The sequence below is a fragment of the Brevibacterium salitolerans genome (assembly GCF_039531405.1).
GTDB classification, from domain to species: Bacteria; Actinomycetota; Actinomycetes; order Actinomycetales; family Brevibacteriaceae; genus Brevibacterium; species Brevibacterium salitolerans.
Genome location: NZ_BAAAPZ010000002.1, coordinates 583,411 through 608,703, shown reverse-complemented (window position 1 = coordinate 608,703; position 25,293 = coordinate 583,411). Strand labels below are relative to the sequence as shown.

Annotated in this window: 21 protein-coding genes and 5 tRNA genes; 4 read left to right on the top strand and 22 right to left on the bottom strand. The window is 71.5% G+C overall.

Going from position 1 to position 25,293, the window contains the following annotated elements:
- Window positions 1-45: 45 nt before the first annotated feature.
- From rpsD to aspS, 3 genes are all read right to left on the bottom strand, one after another.
- On the bottom strand, window positions 46-672 hold the full coding sequence (gene rpsD, locus ABD240_RS03825) for a 30S ribosomal protein S4 (RefSeq protein ID WP_291794103.1): 627 nt from the start codon (window positions 670-672) through the stop codon (window positions 46-48).
- Between the two features lie 237 nt (window positions 673-909).
- The gene (locus ABD240_RS03820; RefSeq protein WP_291794100.1) at window positions 910-2,223 is read right to left on the bottom strand and encodes a replication-associated recombination protein A; all 1,314 of its coding nucleotides are present in this window, start codon (window positions 2,221-2,223) and stop codon (window positions 910-912) included.
- An 81-nt stretch (window positions 2,224-2,304) separates the two neighbouring features.
- A complete protein-coding gene (aspS, locus tag ABD240_RS03815) occupies window positions 2,305-4,089 on the bottom strand; it encodes an aspartate--tRNA ligase (protein ID WP_344335283.1) in 1,785 nt (594 codons plus the stop codon).
- 97 nt (window positions 4,090-4,186) lie between these two features.
- On the opposite strand from aspS, the gene ABD240_RS03810 reads away from it, so the two are divergent.
- On the top strand, window positions 4,187-4,537 hold the full coding sequence (locus ABD240_RS03810; RefSeq protein WP_291794093.1) for an ArsR/SmtB family transcription factor: 351 nt from the start codon (window positions 4,187-4,189) through the stop codon (window positions 4,535-4,537).
- Window positions 4,538-4,556: 19 nt separating this feature from the next.
- Here the strand turns inward: ABD240_RS03810 and hisS are convergent, their stop codons facing one another.
- A complete protein-coding gene (gene hisS / locus ABD240_RS03805) occupies window positions 4,557-5,894 on the bottom strand; it encodes a histidine--tRNA ligase (protein WP_344335278.1) in 1,338 nt (445 codons plus the stop codon).
- A gap of 76 nt (window positions 5,895-5,970) precedes the next feature.
- Window positions 5,971-6,651, bottom strand: a complete 681-nt coding sequence (locus ABD240_RS03800) for an MBL fold metallo-hydrolase (protein ID WP_344335275.1) — start codon at window positions 6,649-6,651, stop codon at window positions 5,971-5,973.
- 101 nt (window positions 6,652-6,752) lie between these two features.
- Between ABD240_RS03800 and ABD240_RS03795 the strand changes: the two genes are divergently transcribed.
- Complete coding sequence (locus tag ABD240_RS03795) at window positions 6,753-8,120, top strand: DUF349 domain-containing protein (protein WP_344335272.1); 1,368 nt, start codon at window positions 6,753-6,755, stop codon at window positions 8,118-8,120.
- An 81-nt stretch (window positions 8,121-8,201) separates the two neighbouring features.
- Window positions 8,202-8,771 carry a hypothetical protein gene (locus tag ABD240_RS03790; protein WP_291798054.1) on the top strand — a complete coding sequence of 190 codons (570 nt, stop codon included), beginning with the start codon at window positions 8,202-8,204 and terminating at the stop codon, window positions 8,769-8,771.
- On the opposite strand, the gene ABD240_RS03785 is transcribed toward ABD240_RS03790, so the two are convergent.
- The 8 genes from ABD240_RS03785 to ABD240_RS03750 all read right to left on the bottom strand — a co-directional run bounded on the left by ABD240_RS03785 (window position 8,753) and on the right by ABD240_RS03750 (window position 17,814).
- Window positions 8,753-11,038 (bottom strand): RelA/SpoT family protein, encoded by a 2,286-nt coding sequence (locus tag ABD240_RS03785; protein WP_291798052.1) that lies wholly within the window; start codon window positions 11,036-11,038, stop codon window positions 8,753-8,755. The two genes, ABD240_RS03790 and ABD240_RS03785, sit on opposite strands and share 19 nt — an antisense overlap.
- Window positions 11,039-11,120: 82 nt before the next feature.
- Window positions 11,121-12,155, bottom strand: coding sequence for a protein translocase subunit SecF (secF, locus tag ABD240_RS03780; protein ID WP_291798049.1), 1,035 nt, complete (start codon window positions 12,153-12,155; stop codon window positions 11,121-11,123).
- Entirely contained in the window at window positions 12,152-14,101 is a 1,950-nt protein-coding gene (secD, locus tag ABD240_RS03775; RefSeq protein WP_291798046.1) for a protein translocase subunit SecD, read from the bottom strand. The genes secF and secD overlap by 4 nt, the downstream gene beginning before the upstream one ends.
- Before the next feature lie 36 nt (window positions 14,102-14,137).
- On the bottom strand, window positions 14,138-14,584 hold the full coding sequence (gene yajC / locus ABD240_RS03770; RefSeq protein WP_291798043.1) for a preprotein translocase subunit YajC: 447 nt from the start codon (window positions 14,582-14,584) through the stop codon (window positions 14,138-14,140).
- A 123-nt stretch (window positions 14,585-14,707) separates the two neighbouring features.
- Window positions 14,708-15,766 carry a Holliday junction branch migration DNA helicase RuvB gene (gene ruvB / locus ABD240_RS03765; RefSeq protein ID WP_344335266.1) on the bottom strand — a complete coding sequence of 353 codons (1,059 nt, stop codon included), beginning with the start codon at window positions 15,764-15,766 and terminating at the stop codon, window positions 14,708-14,710.
- Window positions 15,763-16,362 (bottom strand): Holliday junction branch migration protein RuvA, encoded by a 600-nt coding sequence (gene ruvA / locus ABD240_RS03760; RefSeq protein ID WP_291798038.1) that lies wholly within the window; start codon window positions 16,360-16,362, stop codon window positions 15,763-15,765. The genes ruvB and ruvA overlap by 4 nt, the downstream gene beginning before the upstream one ends.
- 89 nt (window positions 16,363-16,451) lie before the next feature.
- On the bottom strand, window positions 16,452-17,051 hold the full coding sequence (gene ruvC, locus ABD240_RS03755) for a crossover junction endodeoxyribonuclease RuvC (RefSeq protein WP_291798034.1): 600 nt from the start codon (window positions 17,049-17,051) through the stop codon (window positions 16,452-16,454).
- A 4-nt stretch (window positions 17,052-17,055) separates the two neighbouring features.
- Entirely contained in the window at window positions 17,056-17,814 is a 759-nt protein-coding gene (locus ABD240_RS03750; protein WP_291798032.1) for a YebC/PmpR family DNA-binding transcriptional regulator, read from the bottom strand.
- 143 nt (window positions 17,815-17,957) lie between these two features.
- Here ABD240_RS03750 and lgt point away from each other — a divergent pair, with 143 nt between their 5' ends.
- Window positions 17,958-18,854 (top strand): prolipoprotein diacylglyceryl transferase, encoded by an 897-nt coding sequence (gene lgt, locus ABD240_RS03745; RefSeq protein ID WP_291798029.1) that lies wholly within the window; start codon window positions 17,958-17,960, stop codon window positions 18,852-18,854.
- A 10-nt stretch (window positions 18,855-18,864) separates the two neighbouring features.
- Here the strand turns inward: lgt and ABD240_RS03740 are convergent, their stop codons facing one another.
- From ABD240_RS03740 to zapE, 9 genes are all read right to left on the bottom strand, one after another.
- Window positions 18,865-20,829 (bottom strand): S9 family peptidase, encoded by a 1,965-nt coding sequence (locus ABD240_RS03740; protein ID WP_344335260.1) that lies wholly within the window; start codon window positions 20,827-20,829, stop codon window positions 18,865-18,867.
- Window positions 20,822-21,403: an HIT family protein gene (locus ABD240_RS03735; protein ID WP_344335257.1), complete on the bottom strand. Its 582-nt coding sequence runs from the start codon at window positions 21,401-21,403 to the stop codon at window positions 20,822-20,824. The genes ABD240_RS03740 and ABD240_RS03735 overlap by 8 nt, the downstream gene beginning before the upstream one ends.
- Window positions 21,400-23,319, bottom strand: coding sequence for a threonine--tRNA ligase (gene thrS / locus ABD240_RS03730; protein ID WP_344335614.1), 1,920 nt, complete (start codon window positions 23,317-23,319; stop codon window positions 21,400-21,402). The genes ABD240_RS03735 and thrS overlap by 4 nt, the downstream gene beginning before the upstream one ends.
- A 232-nt stretch (window positions 23,320-23,551) precedes the next feature.
- Window positions 23,552-23,623 (bottom strand) — tRNA-Val (locus ABD240_RS03725).
- A gap of 74 nt (window positions 23,624-23,697) precedes the next feature.
- A tRNA-Val gene (locus ABD240_RS03720) sits at window positions 23,698-23,769 on the bottom strand.
- A 46-nt stretch (window positions 23,770-23,815) separates the two neighbouring features.
- Window positions 23,816-23,887 (bottom strand) — tRNA-Val (locus ABD240_RS03715).
- A gap of 27 nt (window positions 23,888-23,914) precedes the next feature.
- Window positions 23,915-23,985 (bottom strand) — tRNA-Cys (locus ABD240_RS03710).
- 22 nt (window positions 23,986-24,007) lie between these two features.
- A tRNA-Gly gene (locus ABD240_RS03705) sits at window positions 24,008-24,080 on the bottom strand.
- 131 nt (window positions 24,081-24,211) lie between these two features.
- A complete protein-coding gene (gene zapE / locus ABD240_RS03700; protein WP_291798019.1) occupies window positions 24,212-25,261 on the bottom strand; it encodes a cell division protein ZapE in 1,050 nt (349 codons plus the stop codon).
- Window positions 25,262-25,293 lie beyond the last annotated feature (32 nt).

The window sequence follows — 25,293 nt, the reverse complement described above, 5'->3', positions numbered from 1 at the left end:
TGCGGGGACGGACGGCGGTCCTGCTGCGCGGATCCGCTCAGGGGATCAGCGTGCGTAGTACTCCACGACCAGCTGGACGTCAGCCGTGACGGGGACCTCTTCGCGCTTGGGGGCGCGCACCAGCGTCGACTGGAGGGCCTCCAGGTCGACGTTGAGGTAGCCCGGGGTGGCGGGCAGCACATCGCGGTGGCCGCCGGCCGCCGCGATCTGGAAGGGCTCCATCTGCGCGGACTTCTCGTGCACGTGGATCATCTGGCCCTCCTTCACCTTGAAGGACGGGCGGTCGACGCGCTTGCCGTCGACCATGATGTGGCGGTGCACCACGAGCTGGCGGGCCTGGGCGATCGTGCGGGCGAAGCCGGAGCGCAGGACCAGCGCGTCGAGGCGGACCTCGAGCAGCTCGACGATCTTGTCGCCGGTCAGGCCCGGAAGGCGCTTGGCCTCCTGGTACGCGGCCAGCATCTGCGCCTCGCGGATGCCGTACTGTGCGCGCAGGCGCTGCTTCTCCTTGAGGCGGACCGAGTAGTCCGAGTCGTTGCGGCGACGCGCGCGGCCGTGCTCGCCCGGCGGGTAGGGGCGGCGCTCGAAGTACTTCTCGGCCTTGGGGGTCAGCGGGATGCCGAGTGCGCGGGAGAGGCGCACCTGGCGGCGATGACGTGCGGGTGCAGTCACGGATCAAGCCTTTCGTCTATGTTCTCCGTCCAGGCCGGTGAGCTCGCCTGTGTCTCCTGGACTGCTGTTTCCCCGGATGGGAAAGAGGGAGGGAGCCGCGAGTCCGGCTCCGTCCGACCGCCTCTGGATGCGAGGCACAACAGCGTACAAGACTACCACAGCGTCCGGCCCCGTTCTCAGCCCTCCTGAACGTCGCTCCGCCCGGCCGGGACCAGGATCCGAACCCGACCCCCGTTCTCAGCCCTCCTGAGTGCGCAGCCGGGCGAGCGTCTCGAGCCGTTCGGCCATGCGCGCCTCGCCCCCGTTGGGCGTGGGCCTGTAGTACTGCCGGCCCGTCAGCGTGTCCGGCAGGTACTGCTGGGGCGCGACCGCGTAGGGCCAGTCGTGCGGGTAGCGGTAGCCCTCACCGTGGCCGAGAGCCGCCGCGCCGGGATAGTGGGAGTCGCGCAGGTGCATGGGCACCTGACCGGCGCGCCCCTCCTTCACGTCCGCGATCGCCTCTTCGATCGCCGTGCACGCGGCGTTCGACTTGGGCGCGGTCGCGAGGTAGACGGTCGCCTCGGCCATGGGGATGCGCCCCTCCGGCATTCCGATCCGCTCCACCGCGGACTGCGCGCTCACGGCGACGACGAGCGCCTGCGGATCGGCCATGCCGATGTCCTCCGCGGCGTGGACGACCAGCCGGCGGCAGATGAACCGCGGGTCCTCGCCGGCCACGATCATCCGGGCGAGGTAGTGGAGCGCGGCGTCCGGGTCGGAGCCGCGGATGGACTTGATGAACGCGGAGATCACGTCGTAGTGCTGGTCGCCGTTGCGGTCGTAGCGCAGCACCGCCTCCGAGGCCGCCTCCGCGACATCGTCCACGCCCACCTCGAGGACGCCGGCCGAGTCCTCACCGCCGTCATCCTCCCCAGCCTCGGCACGCGCCCGGGCGATCCCGCAGGCGGCCTCGAGCACCGTGAGCGAGCGCCGGGCGTCCGCGCCGGAGACGCGCACGACCATCTCCCGCGCCTCCTCCGTGAGGGCGAACTCCCCGGCCAGGCCGCGGGGGTCCGTGCAGGCGCGGTCCACGAGTGCGCCCACGGCCGCATCGTCGAGCGGCTTGAGCGTGAGCAGCAGCGAGCGCGAGAGCAGCGGGGAGATGACGGAGAAGCTGGGGTTCTCCGTCGTGGCCGCCACCAGCACCACGAGCCGGTTCTCCACGGCGGGCAGGAGCGCGTCCTGCTGCGCCTTGGAGAACCGGTGGATCTCGTCGAGGAAGAGGACGGTGGTCTGTCCGTACATCTCCCGGGCGCGCCGGGCGTTCTCCACGACCGTGCGCACGTCCTTCACCCCGGCGGTGATGGCGGAGAGCTCCACGAACGCCCGCCCCTCCGCATGGGAGATGACGTGGGCGAGCGTGGTCTTGCCCACGCCGGGCGGCCCCCAGAGGATGACCGAGGCCGGACCCGTGCGCGAGGCCGCGGTCGCCTCCACCAGCTGCCGCAGCGGCGAGCCGGGGAAGGTCAGGTGCTCCTGCCCCACCACCTCGTCGAGGCTGCGCGGACGCATGCGCACCGCGAGCGGGTCGAGCGCCCGGCCGGCCTCCGGGGACTCGGAGAACAGATCAGCAGACAGGGTTCAGGCCTCCGCTCACTCCTCGGCGTCCGCGTCCTCGGGCTCGACGTCGACGCCCGCCTCTGCCCGCTGCGCGGGGGTAATGGGCGCCGGCGCGTCCGTGAGCGGGTCGTAGCCGCCGCCGGACTTGGGGAAAGCGATGACGTCCCGGATGGAGTCCGTGCCGGCGAGCAGGGAGACGATCCGGTCCCAGCCGAAGGCGATGCCGCCGTGCGGGGGCGCGCCGAATTTGAACGCCTCGAGCAGGAAGCCGAACTTCTCCTGCGCATCCTCCTGCGAGATCCCCATGACCTCGAACACGCGCTCCTGCACGGCCCGGTCGTGGATGCGGATGGAGCCGCCGCCGATCTCGTTGCCGTTGCACACGATGTCGTAGGCGTAGGCCAGCGCCTGGCCGGGATCCTGGTCGAAGGTGTCTTCGAACTCCGGCTTGGGCGCGGTGAAGGCGTGGTGGACGGCGGTCCACTTACCGGCTCCCACCGCCACGTCGCCCGAGGCCACGGCGTCCGCGGCGGGCTCGAACAGCGGTGCGTCGACGACCCACACGAACGACCACGCAGCCGGATCGTAGAGCTCCTCGCGCGTCGCGATCTCCTTGCGGGCGGCGCCGAGCAGCGCGCGGGCCGCTGCGGGCTGGTCCGCGGCGAAGAAGATCGCATCCCCCGGGGAGGCTCCGGCGGCGGCGACGAGGCCGGCGCGTTCGGCCTCGGAGATGTTCTTCGACACGGGGCCGGTGAGCTCGCCGTCCGGCTGCACGAGGACGTAGGCGAGGCCCTTGGCGCCGCGCTGCTTGGCCCACTCCTGCCAGCCGTCGAGCTGCCGGCGGGGCAGCTTGGCGCCGCCGGGGTAGACGACCGCACCCACGTAGGGGGCGCGGAAGACGCGGAAGGGCGTCTCCGCGAAGAACTCCGTGAGGTCCACGAGCTCGAGGCCGAACCGCAGGTCCGGCTTGTCCGTGCCGTACTTCTCCATCGCCTCGCGGTAGGTGATGCGCGGGATGGGCGTGGTGAGGTCCACGTCGATGAGCTTCCAGACGGCAGCGAGGATCTCCTCCGCCAGGGCGATGACGTCGTCCTGCTCGACGAAGCTCGCCTCGACGTCCAGCTGGGTGAACTCCGGCTGCCGGTCCGCGCGGAAGTCCTCGTCGCGGTAGCAGCGGGCGATCTGGTAGTAGCGCTCGAGGCCGCCCACCTGCAGCAGCTGTTTGAACAGCTGCGGGGACTGCGGCAGGGCGTACCAGGAGCCCGGCCTGAGGCGGGCCGGGACGAGGAAGTCGCGGGCGCCCTCCGGCGTGGAGCGCGTGAGCGTGGGGGTCTCGACCTCGACGAACTCGTGGGCGTCGAGGACGGCGCGGGCGGCGCGATTGGCGGCCGAGCGCAGGCGGATGGTCCTCGCCGGACCCGAGCGGCGCAGGTCGAGGTAGCGGTAGCGCAGACGGGTCTCCTCCCCCACCTGCCCGGCGTCCTCGGCGTGGTCGGAGACCTGGAAGGGCAGCGCCTCCGCCGGGGAGAGGATCGTCACGTCCGTGTCGACGACCTCGATCTCACCGGTGGGGAGGGCGGCGTTCGCGTTGCCCTCCGGACGCAGGGAGACGGTGCCGGTGACGGAGACGACGGTCTCGTTCTTCAGCTGATCGGCCACCTGCTCGCGGACGACCACCTGGACGATGCCCGAGGCGTCCCGCAGGTCGATGAAGGCGACTCCCCCGTGGTCCCGCCTCCGGTCCACCCAGCCTGCGAGGGTGATCTTCTCTCCTGCATGCGATGCTCGCAGAACGCCTGCCTGGTGGGTACGCAACACGTGGGGTGCTCCTCGATGGGGGTTGGGGGATCGGGTCCATGATAGTCCTAGGGCACGGACGCCCACGACAGCGGCAGAGACGACGACAGGGAGAGCCATGCGCGTGAGAGAGCACCTGCCCACCTCGGCACAGGTCGAGGTGGCGGCGGAGACCTTCCGCATGCTGTCCTCGGCGACCCGCCTGCTCATCGTGCGCATCCTCGTCGACGACGAGCACGACGTCACCTCCCTGGCGGAGCTGGCCGACGTGAGCGTCCAGGCGGTCTCGCAGCACCTCGCGAAGATGCGGCTGGCGGGCCTCGTGAGCTCCCGGCGGGAGGGCCGGCGCATCATCTACACCGTCGACGACCCGCACGTCGTGACGATGGTCGAGGAGATCTTCGACCACATCGCCCCGGACGGCTCGCTGGCGCCGGACCCGCCCGCGCGCCGTCCCCGCCGCGAGTGAGGCGGGGACGCCGGCGGCGTCAGACCCGTTCGACGCGCGGCCAGACGTCGTCGGCGGGAGGCGTCCAGACGTCCGGGTCCGCGCCGGTCTGCTCGCCCGAGCGGATGTCCTTCACCTCGTGTCCGGTCTCCCCGTCGCAGAACCACACGAAGGGGATGCCGCGGCGGTCCGCGTAGCGGATCTGCTTGCCGAACTTCGCCGCCGCCGGGGCCACGTCCGTGGGGATCCCCCGTGCGCGCAGCGCCGCGGCCACGGCGTCCGAGGCGGGACGGTCCGCCTCCGTGGAGACCGCCACGAGCACGGCCGTCGGCACGGAGCGGGTGGACTCCACCATCCGGTCCGCGCCCACCAGACGCGACATGAGGCGGGAGACGCCGAGCGACATCCCCACGCCGGGGTACGTGCGCTTCCCGGTGCTCGCGAGGGCGTCGTAGCGCCCTCCCGAGGCCACCGAGCCCAGGTCCTCATGCCCCACGAGCTGCGTCTCGTAGACCGCGCCCGTGTAGTAGTCGAGCCCGCGGGCGATCTTCAGCTGCGCCCACACCGTGCCGGGTGCCCGGCGGTGCGCGGCCTCGAGCAGCCGGGTCAGCGAACCGAGGCCCTCGTCGAGGAGGGGGTGGCTCACGCCGAGGGCGCGCACCTCGTCCGCGAAGGAGGCGTCCGGGCTCTCGATCCGCGCGAGCGCCAGGCACAGCTCCTGCTGGCGAGCGTCCGCCCCGGCCTCGGCCGCGAGCAGCTCCGCGACCTTCTCCTCGCCGATCTTGTCCAGCTTGTCGATGCCGCGCAGCACCGCCGCGATGTCCGTGAGGCCCACGCCGCGGGCGAAGCCCTCGATGAGCCTGCGGTCGTTGGCGAGGATGCGCACGGGCGGGACGCCCAGCTCCGAGAGCCGGCCGAAGGCCTCGGCCATGACGAGGGGCACCTCCACCTCGAAGTGCTCCGCGAGCGCGTCCTCGCCCACCACGTCGATGTCCGCCTGGACGAACTCGCGGAACCGGCCGTCCTGGGGACGCTCGCCCCGCCACACGGGCTGGATCTGGTAGCGCTTGAAGGGGAACGAGAGCCGGCCGGCGTTCTCCACGACGTAGCGGGCGAACGGCACCGTGAGGTCGAAGTGGAGGCCCAGGGGGTTCTTCGCGTCCGTCCCGTCGCCGTGCAGACGGGAGACGGCGAAGACCTCCTTGTCGATCTCGCCGTCCTTGGCCAGCGCGGACAGCGGCTCCAGGGCACGCGTGCTCACCGCCGCGAAGCCGTGGAGCTCGAAGGTGTGCTTGAGCAGATCGATCACCCGCTCCTCGACGATGCGGTCTGCGGGCAGCCATTCCGGGAAGCCGGACAGCGATGCGGCACGTGCCATGGGAGGAGGTCTCCTTGTTCGGTGAGGTCGAGTGGGTGTCGGGGAGGGTGGGGGGGGCGTGTGAGCCGGTGCGGTCTCAGAGGAACGGATTGGCGGTGAGCTCGTGGCTCATGCGGGTGGCGGGTCCGTGCCCCGGCAGCACCGGCGTGTCCGGGAGCGTCCGCAGCCCGGCGAGCGTGGACCGCATCGCGTCCGGGTCCCCGCCCGGCAGGTCCGTGCGGCCGACGCTGCCGGCGAAGAGGACGTCGCCGCTCACGAGGACCGAGGCCTCGCCCGCATCCGGTCCCGCCTGCGGGTCGTCCACCGTGAACAGGGTGGATCCCTCCGTGTGGCCCGGCGCGCTCCGCGCCGTGAGGGTGAGACCGGCGCAGGTGAGGACGTCGCCGTCGTCCACCGGCCGGACCGCCGGCTCCTCCCAGCCGGCCGCGAGCGGAGCGAGCGCCTGCGCGAACTGCGCGGAGACGCCCGCGGCCGGATCGGCGAGGCGGTAGACGTCCGCGCGTCCCAGGTGGACCGGCAGGTCCGTGCCCAGCACCTCGAGCAGATGCGGGAGCCCCAGGACGTGATCGGCGTGGCCGTGGGTGAGGACGACCGCCTCCGGCGTCCACCCGCGCTCGGCGAGCAGCTCCCGCATGTCCTCGGCACAGTCGTAGCCGGCGTCCACGAGGACGCAGGCGGAGCCCGGCGCTCCCTCCCCCGCGGCGATCGCGTAGCAGTTGACCTCGAGCAGGGCAGCGCGCACACCGGTGATCTCCATGCGCACCAGTGTAATGACCTACGGATATGCTGAGTGTGCCCTGGGCCGCGGCGCACCCGCCGTGCCCGGGCAGCGATGACGTCGACCACCCGAGGAACACGATGAGCTCCAGCCCGCAGCCTCCCAAGCCCGGCCCCGTCCCCGGTCCCGCGCCCCACCGGAGGAGCCCGGCCGTCCCCGCGCCCCCGGCGCCCGGCGGCGGCGACCGGGAGGTCGAGCTCGCCCGCGCCTGCGCCCACGGGCGGGCCGAGGCCGACGGCCGGGTCTTCCTCGTCACCGCCGCCGGCGAGCGGGAGGTCGGACAGTATCCGGATGCCGGCCCCGAGGAGGCCCTGCGCTACTTCGCCGCCAAGCACCTCGACCTCGTCGAGCAGGTGGCCCTGCTGGAGACCCGCCTCCGGACCGGTGCGGACGCAGCGGACGTGCGCGCCTCCGCGCTCGCCCACCGCGCAGAGCTCGCCACGGCCGCGGTCGTGGGCGACCTCGACGCGCTCGCCGCGCGCCTGGACGCGCTGGTCGCCAGTGCGGAGAAGGCGCAGGAGCAGCAGGCCGCCGAGCGCGCGGAGCGCCTGGCCGAGGGCCGCAGGCTCCGCACCGCGGTCGTCACGGAGGCCGAGGAGATCGCCGGGCAGGATCCGGCTCGGATCCAGTGGAAGCATTCCGCCGCCCGCATGCGCGAGCTCTTCGAGATGTGGAAGTCCGTCCAGTCCGGCTACCCGCGCCTGCCCAAGGCGGAGGACAAGGAGCTCTGGGGCCGCTTCTCGGCGGCGCGCGCGGCCTTCGACAAGGGACGCCGCGCCCACTTCGCGGAGCTCGACGCACGGTCCGCGGAGGGCCGCCGCATCAAGGAGAAGCTCATCAGCCGGGCGGAGGAGCTCTCCACCTCCACCGACTGGCGCGAGACCGCCGCGAAGTACCGCGATCTCATGGACCAGTGGAAGGCGGCCCCGCGCGCCGGCCGGAAGCACGACGACGCGCTGTGGGCACGCTTCCGCGGCGCACAGGACGTGTTCTTCGCCGCACGGGATGCGGAGAACGCGAAGATCGACGAGTCCTACCGTGCGAACCTGGCCGTCAAGGAGGAGCTCCTCGCACAGGCGCAGGCGCTGCTGCCGATCACCGACCTGCCACGGGCGAAGGCCGCCCTGCGGGATCTGCAGGAGCGCTGGGAGGACGCGGGCAGGGTGCCGCGCGCGGACGCCTCCCGCATGGAGTCCGGTCTGCGCGAGGTCGAGCGCGCCGTCGCCGAGGCCGAGGACGCCGCGTGGAAGCGCTCCAACCCCGAGCACCGCGCCCGGGCGACGGGCATGCTCGCACAGCTCGAGGAGGGCCTCGCCGAGCTGCGCGCGGAGCTGGCCCGGGCCGAGGCCTCGGGCGATGCCCGGGCGGTGGAGAAGGCCTCCGAGGCGCTCGCGACCAAGCAGGCGTGGTACGAGCAGCTCGCGCAGTCAGCCCAGGAGCTGGACTGAGAGCCGCCGCGGCCTGAAGCGCTGTCCACAGATCGGCCGGACCCTCTTGCGGGTCCGGCCGGTCCTCACGAGAGTGGGAGCATGGACCTCCTGCATCGGACCGGCGCTCCCCTGGCCCGCACCGGCCTCCTCGCCCTCGAACGCGACGGCCTGCTCGACCGGCTCGCCGAGGACGTCTGGGTCCCGGCCGGCACGGTGCAGGACCCGCGGCTGCGCGCCTCCGCGCTGCCGGAGCCCCCGCGGCCGGAGCTCGCGGCCTCCCATCGCACCGCGGCATGGATCTGGTGGGGCTCCGGCTCGGGACGCGCCCCCGCCGTCTCCGAGTTCACCACCCTCACCCGCAGGAGGGTGCGGGCGGCGCGGCGGAGCTCCACCATCTACGAACGCGATGTGCCGCCGCCGGAGCGCCTGCGCATCGACGGGCTCTGGGTGACCTCGCCGGAGCGGACGCTGTTCGACCTGCTCCGCCTCTGCCGCGAGTCCGCGGAGCCGCTGTCCCTGGCACGGGAGCGGTGTGCCCGCGTGCCGGCGGGCGACCGGCTGCGGTTCGTCCGCTGGCTCGACGGGATGCGGCGCCGGCCCCACGTCGCACACGTCCGCGCGCTCGCTCTCGCGGCGTTCGCGGAGAGCGCTCAGCCGCTCACGCGATAGACGTCGAACACGCCGTCGACCTTGCGGACCGCCGTGAGCACCGAGTCCAGGTGGCTGCCGTCGCTCATCTCGAAGACGAAGCGCGACTGGGCCACCCGGGCCCGGGAGGTCGCGACGGAGGCCGAGAGGATGTTCACGTGGGTCTCCGAGAGCACCCGTGTGATGTCGGAGAGAAGACCCGAGCGGTCGAGCGCCTCCACCTGGATGTTGACGAGGTAGACGCCCTGCGTGCTGCCGGTCCACTCGACCTCGACGAAGCGCTCCGGCTCGGAGCGCATGGAGGCGAGGTTGCTGCAGTCGCTGCGGTGCACACTCACCCCGGCCCCGCGGGTGACGAAGCCCACGATCGCGTCACCCGGCACCGGGGTGCAGCAGCGTGCGAGCTTGATGAGCAGACCGTCCGCCCCCTTGACCCGCACGCCGTCGGCGGACGAGTGGTGGCCGCTCGACCGCCCCGTCCGGTTCGACGGCGTCAGCGGCACCTCGTCCACGTCGTCCGGCTCGATCTCCTTGGCCAGCAGGTCCACGACGTGCGCCGCGGAGCTGGTGCCGTTGCCGATCGCCGCGTAGACCGAGGAGACGTCCGGCAGGTTGAGCTCCTCCGCCACCCGCACCAGGCCGGCTGCGCTCATGAGCGACTCGGCGGAGAGACGGTGGCGGCGGATCGCACGGGCCAGCTGCTGCCGGCCGGACTCGATGGCCTCCTCCCGGCGCTCCTTCGAGAACCACTGACGGATCTTGTTCTTGGCCCGCGCGGACTTCACGAAGCTCAGCCAGTCCCGGCTGGGGCCGGCCGATTCGTCCTTGGAGGTGAACACCTCCACCACGTCGCCGTTGTGGAGTTCGGAGTCGAGGGAGACGAGGCGCCCGTTGACGCGCGCGCCCATCGTCCGGTGGCCCACCTCCGTATGCACGCTGTAGGCGAAGTCCACCGGACTGGCCCCCGCCGGCAGGGAGATGATGTCTCCCTTGGGCGTGAAGACGTACACCTCCTTCGAGTTCACCTCGAAGCGGAGGCTGTCGAGGAACTCGTCCGGATCCGTCACCTCCTTCTGCCAGTCGAGGAGCTGCCGCAGCCAGGCCACGTCGTCCACCGCGCCGGTGTCGCCCACCTTCGCGGTCCGGCCTCCCGCGGCCGGCGACCCGGGGCGGTCCTTGTACTTCCAGTGCGCGGCGACGCCGAACTCCGCACGGCGGTGCATCTCCCGCGTCCGGATCTGGATCTCCACCGGCCGGCCGTAGGGACCGATGACGGTGGTGTGGAGGCTCTGGTACATGTTGAACTTGGGCATCGCGATGTAGTCCTTGAAGCGGCCCGCCACGGGCGACCACTTCGAGTGGACGATGCCGAGCGCGGCGTAGCACTCGCGCACCGAGTCCACGAGGACGCGCACGCCGACCAGATCGTAGATGTCCGCGAACTCGTGACCGCGCACCACCATCTTCTGGTAGATCGAGTAGTAGTGCTTGGGGCGGCCGGAGATCGTCGCGTCGATGTGGGAGTCGGCCAGGCCCTCTCCCAGCTCGTTGGAGACGATGCCCAGGTACTTCTCGCGCTCCGGCGTGCGCTCGGCGACGAGCCGGACGATCTCCTCGTACACCTTGGGGTAGAGCACCTGGAACGAGAGGTCCTCGAGCTCCCACTTGATGGTGTTCATGCCCAGCCGGTGCGCCAGCGGGGCGAAGATCTCCAGCGTCTCCTTGGCCTTGCGCGAACTCGAGGAGGCCGGGACGTACTTCCAGGTGCGCGCGTTGTGGAGCCGGTCCGCGAGCTTGATGACGAGCACGCGGATGTCGCGGCTCATCGCCACGATCATCTTGCGCACGGTCTCCGACTGCGCCGCGGCCCCGTACTCGATCTTGTCCAGCTTGGTCACGCCGTCGACCATGACGGCGATCTCCTCGCCGAAGTCCTGCGTGAGCGCCTCGAGCGAGTAGTCCGTGTCCTCGACGGTGTCGTGCAGGAGCGCGGCGGCCAGCGTCGTGGGATCCATGCCGATCTCCGCGAGGATCGTCGCGACCGCCACGGGGTGGGTGATGTAGGGATCGCCGGACTTGCGCATCTGCCCGGTGTGGGCGCGTTCCGCGGTGCGGTACGCCCGCACGACGAGTTCGGTGTCGCTGCCCGGGTGCGCGGACTCCAGCGCCTGCAGGAGCGGACCCAGCGCCTTGGGGCGGGAGGGATCCTGCTGCGAGCGCGCCGTCCAGAACGCCAGCCGGCCTATGCCCCTGCGCCTGGCGGACGTGGTCTCGTCGATCTGTGCCACGACCGGCCTCCTTCTCCCTCGCTGCGTGCCTGAGCACTCATGCTATGCCACAGCGCACACCGGGGCGGAACCGGAGGCCGGGTCAGCGGCCCGCGCTCACCGGCGCCTCGCTCATGAGCACCGGGGGCCGGTCCGGCAGACCGCGCTCGCGGCGGCGCTCCGCGACGGCCGCCTCCTGCTCCTTCACGGCGGGCTCGCGCGCACGCAGCACGGCGTAGAGCGGGGCGGCGACGAACAGCGTCGAGAGCCCTGCGACGATCTGGCCGATGAACAGCGAGAGCGAGATGTCGACGAGTGTGCCGGCGCCCAGCATGAACACGCCGATGAAGAGGATCGCCCCGATCGGCAGGGCGGAGATCATCGAGGTGTTGATGGAGCGCACCGTCGTCTGGTTGATGCCCAGGTTGACGAGCTCGGAGAACTTCATGTGGACGTTGTCGCGGTACCCGGCGGTGTTCTCACGCACCTTGTCGAACACCACGACCGTGTCGTAGATCGAGAAGCTCAGCACCGTGAGGAAGCCGATGATCGCCGCCGGGGTCACCTCGAAGCCGGTCGCCGAGTAGATGCCCACCGTGATGAGCATGACGGCCACCACGCCCACGATCGCGGCGAGCGACATCTTCCACGTCCGGAAGTACACGGCCATGACGATCATCGCCAGCGCCACGAAGATCACGAGCGCACGCATCATCTTCACGGTCACGTCCTGACCCCACTGGGGCCCCACGAACGTCGACGTCACGTCCGCCTCCTCGACCGAGTAGGCGTTGACGAGCGCCTGGCGCGCCTCGTAGACCTGCGCGTCCGTGAGCTCGTCGCTGGTGACGCTCACGGACGTGTCCGAACCCGCGACGGCGGAGACGTTCTCGTCGCCGACGGCCTCGCGCACCGCCTCCTCACCCACCGCGGGATCCGCGGAGGTCACGTTGTCCACCTGGAACTGCGAACCGCCGGTGAAGGCGATGCCGAGGTTGAACCCGCTCACCAGCGGGATGACGAGGGACAGGGCGCACAGCAGCCCGGAGATGCCCAGCCACAGTCCGCGCCGGGGCACGAACGGGATCGAGGTCTCGCCGCTGTGGAGCCGGTTGCCCCAGGACAGGAATCGCTTCATCGGTCGTCGTCCCCCTGCTCGTTGCCCGCTGCGGCGCGCGCCGCTTCCTCGGCCTTGCGCTGCGCGAGGCTGCGCCCGCCGCCGGCACCCGCCGCTGCCTGCGTGCGTCTGTCCATCCGCGCCTGCCGCCGCTTGGCCTCCCGGTAGGAGCCGCTCTTGCGGCCGGCCTCCTTCCTGGCCCGGTCGAGATCCAGGTTGAGAGCGCCCCGGTAAGCCGCCTGGCTCACGCCCAGCTGCCGGGGATCCATGCCGGACATAGGGTGGCCCTCGCCGAAGAACCGGGTGCGGGCGAGCACCTGCATGACGGGGTGGGTGAAGAGGATGAAGATGAGGATGTCGACGATCACCGTGAGTCCGAGGGTGAACGCGAAGCCGCGCACGCTGCCCACGGAGAGCACGTAGAGGATGATCGCGCCGAGCATGTTCACGCCCTTCGAGGCGAAGATGGTGCGCTTGGCGCGGTCCCAGCCGATCTCCACGGCGGAGGTGAGCCGTCTGCCTCCGCGCAGTTCGTCCCTGATCCGTTCGAAGTAGACGATGAACGAGTCCGCCGTCGCCACGAGGCCCACGATCAGACCGGCCACGCCGGCCAGCGAGAGCCGATAGCCGTACCGCCAGGTGACGACGAGCAGCAGGAGGTAGGTGATCACGCCGGCCACGACCAGGCTCGAGATCGTCACCAGGCCCAGCACGCGGTACTGGGCGAGGGAGTAGATGACCACGAGGATGAGTCCGATCCCGCCGGCGATGAGGCCCTTCTGCAGCTGGTCGGAGCCCAGGGTGGGCGAGACCTGCTCCTCGCTCTGCACCGAGAAGCTGATGGGCAGCGCGCCGTTCTTCAGCTGATTGGCCATCGTCTCCGCGGACTCGAGCGTGAAGTCGCCGGTGATCTCCGCCTTGCCGTCCGCGATGACGGCGTTGGAGGTGGGAGCGGAGATCACGAGGCCGTCGAGCACCATCGCGAACTGGTTGTAGGGCTGCTGCTGACCGGTGATCGCGCGGGTCATGTCCGCGAACACCTGCGTGCCCTCGGAGTCGAAGGAGAGGTTGACCGCAACCTGGTTGGTCTGCTGTCCCTGGGAGGTCGAGGAGAAGCCGAAGCCCGCGTCCGCGACGTGTGAGCCGTCGAGCTCGAGCGGACCGAGGATGTACTTCGCGGCGCCGTCCTGCTGGCAGGAGACCATGAAGCCGTCCGGGTCCCCGGAGTCGCCGCCCGTGCGGTTGGCCGGGTCCGTGCAGTCCAGTGCGGCGAACTGCTCCATGAGGTCCGCGCTCTGCCAGTCCGTGTTGGTCGTGGGATCGAAGCGCGGCGTGGAGTCCGCGAACTCGGAGGCAGGCTGCTCGTCGGACTGCTCCTCCGGCTCAGCGGACGGCTCCGCCGACTCCGCCGCGGAGGGCTCCCCGGACTGCGCGGGCTGCGCCACCGTGCCGCCGGCCTCGGGCGCCTGGGTCTCCTCCATGAGGTCCTCGAGCCGCTGCCGGTCCTCGTCGCTGAGGTCGCCCAGCGGATCCTCCTCCTCGGCGCCCTGCTCCTCCTGGCCCGCGGGCTCAGGTGCGCCGACGAAGGCCACGCGGCGGAAGCCGAGCTGCGCGGACGAGCGCACGAGCTCCCGCGTCTCCTCGTCCGGGTTGCCCGGCAGGTTCACGACGATGTTGCGATCGCCCTGGGTGCTGATCTCCGCCTCGCTCACGCCCGTGGAGTTCACGCGCTGGCGGATGGTGGCGACGGCCTGGTCGAGCTGCTCCTTCGTCACCTGCGAGCCGTCCTCCACCTCGGCCTCGAGGATGATGGACGTGCCGCCCTCCAGGTCGAGGGCGAGCTGCGGCGTCCAGGTGGCGTTCGACCAGATCGCCCCTCCTCCCACGAGGAGGACGAGCGCGCCGATGACGATTCCCAGCCAGGTGAATCCCCGGGCCGGACGGGGTTGGGACGAGGGTGCGGACACAGCTTCGCTTTCAGGTGGTGGAGTGGTGGTCGGGCCTCAGCCGCGGGCCGAGCCCTCGGGGCCGTTCTCACGCCCGTCGTCGGTGCTCTCCTCGTCGGACTGCTCGTCCGACGGGACGGCGCCGTCCGTGGAGCCGTTCTCCTCGCGGGTCTCCGGCTCCAGCGAGGACAGATCGTCCGGGACCTGCGTGTCCGCGGGCAGATCCACGGACTCGTCCCCGGCCGCGGCGGCGGGGGCCTCGATGGTGCCGATCGCCTGCCGGTGGACGGTGAGCACGGTGCCGGGGCCGGCCTCGATCGTCACCTTGTTGTTCTCCAGGTCCGTGTCCAGCACGGTGCCGAAGACCCCGAAGGACGTCATCACCCGGGCACCGGGGACCAGGCCGGTGGCGAGCTTCTCCTGCTGTGCGCGCTGCTTCTTCCGCGAGTTGAACATCATGAAGATGAGCAGGGCGCCAAGGGCAACCATGAGGAGGATTTCCATGTGGTCGAAGACCGCCTTCCGACGAAGAGAGATAGAGGAGGTCCCGGCGGGACCGAATATCAAGTGTAGTGGGAACAGCTCCGCATCACTAAGACGCGGCTCTCAGCTCGCACTCCGGCGGCGTCAACCCGCGTCCGGCGGCGTGAGCCCCAGGTGCTCCCAGGCCGCACGGGTGGCGATCCGCCCGCGGGGCGTGCGGGTGACGAGGCCTTCGCGGACGAGGAACGGCTCCGCGACCTCCTCGACGGTTTCGGCCTCCTCCCCCACCGTCACGGCGAGGGTGCCGAGTCCCACCGGTCCGCCGCCGAACCGGGTGCAGAGGCTGCGGAGGACGGAGCGGTCGAGCCGGTCGAGCCCCAGTGCGTCGACCTCGTAGACCTCCAGTGCCGCCCGCGCGGCGGCGGTGGTGATCCGCCCGTCGCCGCGCACCTGCGCCCAGTCCCGCACGCGGCGCAGCAGCCGGTTGGCGATGCGGGGCGTACCGCGCGAGCGCATGGCGATCTCCGTGAGGCCCGTCTCCTCGGTCTCCATGCCGAGCTTGCGGGCGCTGCGCGCGAGGACGGAGTGGAGGTCCTCGGCGGAGTAGAAGTCGAGGTGGCCCGTGAACCCGAACCGGTCCCGCAGCGGGGCCGGGAGCAGGCCGGAGCGCGTGGTGGCGCCGACGAGCGTGAAGAAGGGCAGTTCGAGCGGGATCGCGGTGGCCCCCGGCCCCTTGCCCACGATGACGTCCACCCGGTAGTCCTCCATCGCGACGTAGAGCATCTCCTCCGCCGCACGGGACATGCGGTGGATCTCGTCGATGAAGAGGACCTCGCCCTCCTCGAGGGAGGAGAGGATGGCGGCGAGGTCGCCGGCGTGCTGGATGGCGGGGCCGGAGGTGACCCGGATGCCGCGGCCCATCTCGTGCGCGATGATCATCGCCAGAGTGGTCTTGCCGAGCCCGGGAGGGCCGGAGAGGAGGACGTGGTCCGGCGTGCGGCCGCGCGCCTTCGCCGCCTCCAGCACGAGCGAGAGCTGAGCGCGCACCTGGGGCTGGCCCACGAAGTCCGCGAGCCCCTGCGGGCGCAGCGCGGCCTCCTCCGCCCGCTCGGTCTCCCCCGCGCCGCCGGCCGTCAGCCGCTCGGCCTCCGCGCCGGTGAGCGCCTTGGACCCGAAGTCGATCTCGTAGGAGCGCTCACTCACAGGCGACCGCCGAGGATCCGGAGGGACTCGCGGAGGAGGACGGGCACGGGCGCGGAGGGGGCGGACTCGCTCGCGCGCGCGACGGCGTCCAGCGCCTCGGCCTGCTTCCAGCCGAGGCCCACGAGCGCGTCCACGACCTCGTCGCCGGCCCCGCGCGTCACTGCCGCCACGGGTGCGGCGGAGAGGGAGGCCGTGCCCGCCGGCAGCTTGCCGGCGAGCTCGAGGAGCATCCGCGCCGCGCCCTTCTTCCCGATCCCGGGCACGGCGGTGAGCGCGGCGGCGTCCTCCGCGGCGACAGCCTGCCGCAGACCGTCCGCACCGAGGACCCCGAGGACGGCGAGGGCGAGCTTGGGGCCCACCCCGGACACGCTCAGCAGGGTCTGGAAGACCGAGCGCGCGTCGGCGGAGTCGAAGCCGTAGAGGGTGAGCGAGTCCTCCCTGACCACCAGCTCGGTGTGGAGCTCCGTCTCCTGCCCCTCCGTCAGCGTCGCGGCCAGCGCCGGGGTGACGAACACCTGCCGCCCCACCCCGTGGGTGACGATGACGGCGGAGTCCGCGCGGGCGGCGCGGACGGTGCCTGCGAGGTAGGCGATCACTGCGGCTCCTTGCTCTCATGGCTGTTCGAACACGTGTGCGATTGCCAGTCTAACGCCGGCGCCGCTGAACGCACGCCGGGAGCGGCTCCTCAGGCGCGCGCGGCGCGCATGGCCCGTGCCCACTGCTGCTGCGCCGGGGTCAGCCCGGTGCCCGCCGTCGTGCGCGCGCGGCGGGCCAGCACGTCCTTCTCCTTGCCGGGCGTGGAGGCGCCCGCCACCGCACCGCGCCAGAGGTGGGTGATCGCGAGCCCCAGCGCGTCCGCGGCGTCCGCCGGCTTGGGCGGCGCGTCCAGGCGCAGGATGCGGGTCACCATGTGCGTCATCTGGCGCTTGTCCGCCCGCCCGCTGCCGGTGATGGCGGCCTTCACCTCGGAGGGGGTGTGCATCGCCACCGGGAGGCCGCGGCGCGCGGCCAGGCCCATCGTCAGCCCCGAGGCCTGGGCCGTGCCGATGATGGTCGAGACGTCCGAACGGGCGAACACGCGCTCGATCGCCACGACGTCCGGACGGTGTTCGTCGATCCACTGGTCGAAGGCCTCGGCGATCCGCCCCAGCCGCACGTCCACGGATTCGTCCGCGGGCGTGCGGACCACCCCCACCGCCACGAGCTGCGGACGCGTGGGGCTGCCGGAGTCCACCACGCCCAGGCCCAGCCGGGTGAGGCCGGGATCGACGCCCAGGACCCTCACACCCTCACTCCTCCTCGAGGGCGGCGAGGACCTCGTCGGAGACGTCGATGTTCGAGAACACGTTCTGGACCTCGTCCGAGTCCTCGAGCGCGTCGATGAGGCGGAACACCTGCTGTGCGATGTGCGGGTCCTCGACCGGGACCTCCACGCCGGGGACGAACAGCGCCTCCGCAGAGTCGTAGTCGATCCCGGCCTCCTGCAGCGCGGTGCGGACGGCGACGAGATCGGTGGCCTCGGAGTGGATCTCCCACTTCTCGCCGGCGTCCTTGACCTCCTCGGCGCCCGCGTCGAGGGTGGCCTCGAGGATCGCGTCCTCGTCCGCGGCGTCCTTGGAAACCGTCACCACGCCCTTGCGGGAGAAGTTGTAGGCCACGGAGCCGGGATCGCCCATGTTGCCGTTGTTGCGGGTCACGGCCACGCGCACCTCGGACGCCGCGCGGTTGCGGTTGTCCGTGAGGCACTCGATGAGGAGGGCCACGCCGCCGGGGGCGTAGCCCTCGTACATGATCGTCTCGTAGTCGACGCCGGAGCCGTCGAGGCCGCCGCCGCGCTTGACGGCGCGCTCGATGTTGTCCGCGGGCACCGAGTTCTTCTTCGCCTTCTGGATCGCGTCGAAGAGCGTGGGGTTGCCCGAGGGATCAGGGCCGCCGTTGCGGGCCGCGACCTCGATGTTCTTGATGAGCTTGGCGAAGAGCTTGCCCCGCTTCGCATCGATCGCGGCCTTCTTGTGCTTGGTCGTTGCCCATTTGGAGTGACCTGACACGGAATGTGCTCCTCTTCGCTGTCGGTCCGCGCTCGCGCGGAGCGGATCAGCTCCGCGGACGCGGTTTCTTCCGATCGACCAGTCTACCGCCATGCGGGTCCCGCGTCCCGCCGCCTCGCGCAGCCGCCTCGTAGACTTGGCCCATGCCACTGAACCACCCGGCCGCGCAGCTGCTCGCCTCGATCCCCAGTCCCTCCGTCTCCGGCATCGAGCTGGGCCCGATCACCCTGCACTTCTACGCGCTGTGCATCCTCGCCGGGATCGTCCTGGCCGTCCTGCTGACGAACCGCCGCCTCGTGCAGCGCGGCGTGCCCCAGTGGCAGGTGCTCGACATCGCGATCCTCGCCGTGCCGATGGCGATCGTCGGCGCGCGGATCTACCACGTCATCAGCCATCACGAGGACTACTTCGGCCCGGGGCGCAATCCCTGGAACCCGTTCCAGCCCGGTTCCGTCTGGGCGATCTGGGAGGGCGGCATCGCGATCTTCGGCGCGCTGCTGGGCGGCACGCTGGGCGTGTGGATCATGTGCCGCCGCATGGGGCTGCGGTTCACCGCACTGGTGGACGCCATCGCGCCGGGCCTCATCCTCGCGCAGGCCTGCGGGCGCTTCGGCAACTGGTTCAACCAGGAGCTCTTCGGGAGGCCCACCACCCTGCCCTGGGGCCTCGAGATCGATCCTGGCAACCCGGCGATCCCGCCGGGCACCCCGCCCGGCACCCTCTTCCACCCCACGTTCCTCTACGAGGTCGTCTGGAACACACTGGGCTGCCTCGTGCTGCTCTGGCTCACCCGGAAGGCGTACTTCCAGTGGGGACGCGTCTTCGCCTGCTACCTCATCTGGTACGGAGCGGGTCGCGTGGTCTGGGAGAGCATCCGCCTCGACCCCAGCCTCGTGTTCCTGGGGCTGCGCACCAACGTGTGGGCCGCGCTCGGCGCAGTCGCCCTCGGCGTCGTCATTCTGCTCGTGCAGGCGCGGCACCGCGAGCCGGAGCCGTCTCCGTTCGCGCCCGGCAGGGAGCCGCAGCCGGCACAGGCGTAGAGCACCGGACCTACAGCACCCTGCGCCACCACTCGAGGATGGCCTCGAACCGGGCGATCCGGTGGCGGGGCCGTCCGGAGCGCGAGAGTTCGTGGTCCTCGCCGGGGAAGACGAGCAGCTCCGCGTCCCTCCCCGCCCGCACGAGCGCGCCGTAGTACTGCTGTGCCTGCTCGAGCGGGCACCGCAGATCCTGCTCCGAGTGGATGACGAGCACGGGGGCGCGCACGCCGGCCACGCGTTCCATGGGCGACTGCCGGCGCACCTGCTCCGGCTCCGTCCCCAGATACTCTGCACCGAACCAGCCGCCGATGTCGCTGGTCCCGGCGAAGCTCTCGGGCACGAGGAAGCCGCGCTCCACGATCGCCCCGGCGAAGCGGGACTCCGCGCCCGCCAGCATGGCGGTGAGGTAGCCCCCGTAGGAGCCTCCCTGCACGCCCACCCGCGAGCGGTCGAGGCGGGGTTCCGCGTCCAGCGCGGCGTCGAGCACCGCGAGGACGTCCGCGGCCGCGGGCTCCGCGAAGTCGCCCTGCACCGCCGCACCCCAGGCGCGGCCGCGGCCGGCCGAGCCGCGCGGGTTCGACCACACGACCGCGTAGCCGGCCTCCGTGAGTGAGCGCACCTCGTCGAAGGCCGCGGCGGTGTACTGGGCGAAGGGGCCGCCGTGGATGCTGAGCACGACGGGGTGCGGACCGGCGCCCTCGGGCAGCGCGTACCAGCCGTGCGCCTCTCCCAGGGGCGTGGGCGCGGACACCGGGACGGCCCGGTACCAGGCCGAGTCGTCCAGCCGCGTGAGCTGCACCGGCTCGCCCGTCTCCGGGCACACGCGGAAGACCTCCCCGCAGCTGGTGGGGGTGGCCGCGGTGACGATGAGCGTGCCGTCGGCGGCGCTGCACCAGCCCGTCACCTCCCAGTCCGCGGGCGTGAGTGCGGTGACCTCCCCGGTCTCCAGCGCCACGGACACCAGCAGCACTCCCCCGTCGCGGTCCGCGAGGGTGAGCACGCGCCCGTCCGCCGGCACGAGCGCGCCGGTGAGCTCCCACTCGTCGGCCGGGGTGAGACGGGTCGTGCGGCCCGAGGCCGTGTCGTGGAGGTACAGGCCCGGCACCCGGGCCACGAAGTCCTGCCGGGACGGGCCGAGCTCCACGGCGGTCACGAGGAGCGTGCCGGCGTCCAGCCAGGCGTGCCTGCGCACCGCGAGGTCGCCGAGGTCGAGCGCCCGCGGGCCGGTCTCGTCCGCGAGCCACACGGTCGTCCGCAGATCCGCCGTGCGTCCCGGCCGTGCGACCGGGGCGACGACGGAGGCACGGCCCAGGTCCGCCCGCAGGTCCGAGACCTCGCCGGCGAGGGTGAGGAGCGTCTCAGGCTCCGGCAGCGGCAGCTCACCGGCGACCGCCGGTGCGGACTCCCCGTCCAGGGGGATCCGGAGCAGCCGCGTGGGGCGGTCGAGCACCCAGCCCAGACCGTTCGACTGGTACTGCAGGGAGGAGATCCGGCGCGGCGCCTCGGCCTCCGGACCCACCTCCGGATCCGTGCCGTAGCGACCGGGTTCCGGCAGGCGCGCGAGCACGTACGCGTTCGCGCCGTCCTCGGCGAGGACGGGCGCCCAGACGCCCAGGGGCTCGTCGGTGACCTGCCGGAGCTCGCCCGGCGACACGGCCGCCCACAGCTGGGCCGGGGCGCCGCGGGAGGCGCGCAGGAGGACGCGCACGTCCCCGGCGGCCGCCTCATGGGTGTCGGACCAGCCGGTGCTCACACGTGCGCAGCGGCTCTCCGGCGGGACCTGCAGGCCGTCCGTGTCGCAGTCGAGCGCGACCGCGTGCAGGCGCGTGGTGTAGGTGTCCGTCGCGGCGTCCGGCCGCGTGACCTCGAAGCGCACGGAGGTCCCGGCCGCACGCGGCCGGGCGAGCGTGTGCAGCGAGGCGAGCAGCCGGGCCGAGGGCGTCGAGGCGGCAGACGCGTCAGCGGCCTCACTCATCGTCGCTCCCCCATGCCTCGGCCAGCCGCGCGCGCACGTCCCCGTGGACCTGGGGCAGCGCCTTCGTCTGCGCGACGATCGGCAGGAAGTTCGCATCCCCGGACCAGCGGGGCACCACGTGCTGGTGGAGGTGCGCGGCGATGCCCGCGCCTCCCGCCGCGCCCTGATTCATGCCGAGGTTGAAGCCGTCCGGTCCGGAGACGCGCCGCACGGTGCGCATGGCCTCCTGCGAGAACTCCGCGAGCTCCCGCGTCTCCTCCGGCGTGAGATCCGTGTAGTCGGCCACGTGGCGATAGGGGCAGATGAGCAGGTGCCCGGGGTTGTAGGGGTACAGGTTGAGCACGGCGAAGACGTGCGCGCCGCGGGCGACGACGAGGCGCTCGGCGTCCTCGTGCGCGGGAGCCGCGCAGAACGGGCACTCCCGCTCGCCCTCGTCACGCGGCTTGGCGTCGCCGCCCACGTAGACCATGCGGTGCGGCGTCCAGAGGCGCTGGAAGCCGTCCGGCTCCCCGGGGAAGCCCGCGGCCGCCTCCGGCTCCGGGATCCCGGCCGCACCCGCGCCGTGCGCCGTCATGCCTGCGCCTTGGTGCGGATCGCCTCCAGCACCGTCTCGACGGCCTCGTCCACGGGCACACCGTTGCGCTGCGTGCCGTCGCGGAAGCGGAAGGAGACCGCGCCGGCCTCGGCGTCCTCCCCGCCGGCGATGAGCGTGTAGGGCACCTTCTGCTTCGAGGCGTTGCGGATCTTCTTGGGCATCCGGTCGTCCGAGTCGTCGACCTCGACGCGCACGCCGGCCGCGCGCAGCTTCGCCGCGATCTCCTCCAGGTACGGCACGAAGGGCTCCGCGACCGGCACGCAGACGACCTGCACGGGTGCCAGCCACACCGGGAACGCCCCGGCGTAGTGCTCCGTGAGCACGCCCATGAAGCGCTCGAGCGAGCCGAACTTGGCCGAGTGGATCATCACCGGCCGCTGCCGGGACCCGTCCGCGGCCTGGTACTCGAGCTCGAACCGCTCCGGCTGGTTGAAGTCCAGCTGGACGGTGGACATCTGCCAGGTGCGGCCGATCGCGTCACGGGCCTGGACGGAGATCTTGGGACCGTAGAAGGCGGCTCCGCCCGGATCCGGCACGAGCTCCAGGCCCGACTCCCGCGCCACTTCCTCCAGGGTGCGGGTGGCCTCAGCCCACTGCTCGTCCGAGCCGATGAACTTGTCCTTCTTCTTCCCGTCCTCGTCGCGGGTGGAGAGTTCGAGGTAGAAGTCGTCGAGTCCGAAGTCGCGCAGCAGCGAGAGCACGAAGTCGAGGAGGTGCCGGATCTCCTTCCCGGCGTCCTCCTGGGCGACGTAGGAGTGCGAGTCGTCCTGCGTGAGCGCCCGCACGCGGGTGAGGCCGTGGACCACGCCGGAGGGCTCGTCGCGGTAGACCGTACCGAACTCGAACAGGCGCAGCGGCAGCTCGCGGTAGGAGCGGCCGCGCGACCGGTAGATGAGGTTGTGCATGGGGCAGTTCATCGCCTTGAGGCGGTAGGGGACCTCGTCCACGCCGAAGGCCGGGAACATGTTCTCCCCGTAGTAGGGCAGGTGGCCCGAGGTGAAGTACAGGGTCTCCTTCGAGATGTGGGGAGTGCCCACGTAGGAGAAGCCCTCCTCGATGTGGCGGGCGCGGACGTAGTCCTCCATCTCCCGCTTGATGATGCCGCCCTTGGGGTGGAACACCGGCAGGCCGGAGCCCAGCTCGTCCGGGAAGGAGAAGAGGTCGAGTTCCGAGCCGAGGCGCCGGTGGTCGCGGCGTTCGGCCTCCGCCAGGCGCTCCTGGTGGGCCTTGAGGTCCTCCTTCGACGCCCAGGCGGTGCCGTAAACGCGCTGCAGCGAGTCGTTCGCCTGGTCCCCGCGCCAGTAGGCCGCCGAGGCGCGGGTGACCGCGAAGCCCTGGCCGATGTGCCGGGTGGTGGGCAGGTGGGGGCCGCGGCACAGGTCCTGCCACACGGTCTCGCCCCTGCGGTTGCGGTTCTCGTAGACCGTGAGATCGCCCGCGGAGACCTCCACGCCGGCCTCGTCGTCGGCCGCGCCGAACCGCCCGGTGATGAGCTCCGTCTTGTACGGCTCCCCGGCCATCCGCTCCAGCGCCTCCTCCTCGGACACCTCGACGCGGTGGAAGGTCTGCCCCTCCTTGATGATCTGCTTGGCCCGCTTCTCGATCGCATTGAGGTCCTCCGGGGTGAAGGGATCCACGTTGCCGAAGTCGAAGTAGAAGCCGTCGGTGATGAACGGACCGATCCCCAGCGTGGTGCCGGGGAAGAGCTCCTGCACCGCCTGCGCGACGACGTGGCCGGCGGAGTGCCGGAGGATGTTCAGCCCGTCCTGGTCCGCGAGCGTGATCGGCTCGACCTCGTCACCCGGGTGCAGCTCCCGCGACAGATCCGCCGGGACCCCGCCGAGCCGGATCGCGACGACGTCGCGCCGCTCGGCGAAGAGCGTCGCACCCGTCATCCCCTCCTCGAACGGGTGGGAGTTGCCTTCGAGGATGAGGTCTGCGGACACTGTCTGCTCCTAAGCTTGTGCGATCCGGGGGCGTACCGTCTCACGGCTGCCGCTCCCGCAGGCAGGGACGTACCGGGGCCCTGCGCCGCCTGAGAGTCTAGCGCCTGGTCCGGGGACGCGCAGAGGGCGGGAGACGACAGAGGCCGGGAACCCGAAGGTTCCCGGCCTCTGTCCGGATCTGTGCGCGATACTGGGATCGAACCAGTGACCTCTTCCGTGTCAGGGAAGCGCGCTACCGCTGCGCCAATCGCGCGTGTGCACCCGTCCGAGGGTGCGGCCGCCGCCATGATAAAGGCCGAGGACATGCAGTCCCCGGCTCCTCATCCGTGCGCGATACTGGGATCGAACCAGTGACCTCTTCCGTGTGAAGGAAGCGCGCTACCCCTGCGCCAATCGCGCCTGTTGAACAGGCTGTTCACTTATACTCCAGCGGCGTGGACCGCCGTGCGCGATACTGGGATCGAACCAGTGACCTCTTCCGTGTCAGGGAAGCGCGCTACCGCTGCGCCAATCGCGCTCGATCCGGACGAACCGGAGCGAACAGAGGTGGAGAAGGGATTCGAACCCTCGTATACGGCTTTGCAGGCCGCTGCCTCGCCTCTCGGCCACTCCACCGCGAGACGGTTGACCATCTCCGAGCGGATGACGAGATTCGAACTCGCGACCCTCACCTTGGCAAGGTGATGCGCTACCAGCTGCGCCACATCCGCGCGAAACCCGCTTCCCACCGCCGTTTCCGGCGAGAGAACCTCAGGCTCCGTGCCGCCCGGTCTCCCTGGCGACGAAACATAAATCTACACGCCCCCACCAGGCCGTGCAAATCGATCGCCGGTGTCCTGTGTCACACCGCATTCACCTGTGCTTCAGCCGCCTGTTCCCGGCCCTTCTGCGCGAGCGCGGTGAGGCGCGAGAGGCAGCGCAGGTACTTCTTCCGGTAGCCGCCGGCGACCATCGCGTCGGTGAAGATCGCGTCCAGCCGCACGCCGGTGTTGTGCACCGCGATGTCCCGGTCGTACATGCGGTCCACGAGCGCCACGAAGCGCAGCGCCACCCCCTCGTTCGTGAGGGTGTCCACGTCCTCCCACGCCACCGTGCCCACACCGTCGAGCATCCGGCCGTAGCGAGAGGGATGGACGGCGGAGAGGTGCGCGACGAGGGAGCCGAAGGGGTCGCGGGCCAGGGTGCCGGTCGCCGCGGCGACGACGGCCTCGAGCGCGTCGGCGGAGAGCGGCTCCGGCGGCGCGGGCGCGCCCCGGTGCCGGTAGTCGTCGCCGTCGATGGAGATGACGCTGAACTGGTCGGAGAGCGCCTGGATCTCCCGCAGGAAGTCCGAGGCGGCGAACCGCCCCTGGCCCAGCGCGCCCGGGAGGGTGTTGGAGGTCGCGACGATCTTCACCCCGGCGTCCGTGAGCTCGCGCATGAGGCGGGACATCATCACGGTGTCCCCGGGGTCGTCGAGCTCGAACTCGTCGATGCACACGAGCTTCATCTGGCTCAGCTCGTCGCGGGCGCGGAGGAACCCGAGCGCGCCGATGAGGTTGGTGTACTCGACGAACGTGCCGAAGGTCGCCGGCTTCTGGTTCGCGTGCCAGGTCGAGGCCAGCAGGTGCGTCTTGCCCACGCCGTAGCCGCCGTCGAGGTAGACGCCCTTCGACCGGCCCTTCCGCCCGCCGAACAGGCGGCCGAAGAGCCTGCCGCCGGAGCCGGACTGGGCGGCGAACTCCTCGAGGGTGTCGCGCGCCTGCGCCTGGGAGGGCTGCGCGGGGTCCGGGCGGTAGGAGGCGAAGGACACACTCTCGAACTGCGGCGGCGGCACGAGGCCGTCGATCAGCTCGTCGGGTGAGACCCGGGGGTCGATGTCTGCAAGATGGATGATCTGGGGGTCGCTCACAGCCGCTCAGTCTACAGATGCCGCGGATTCCG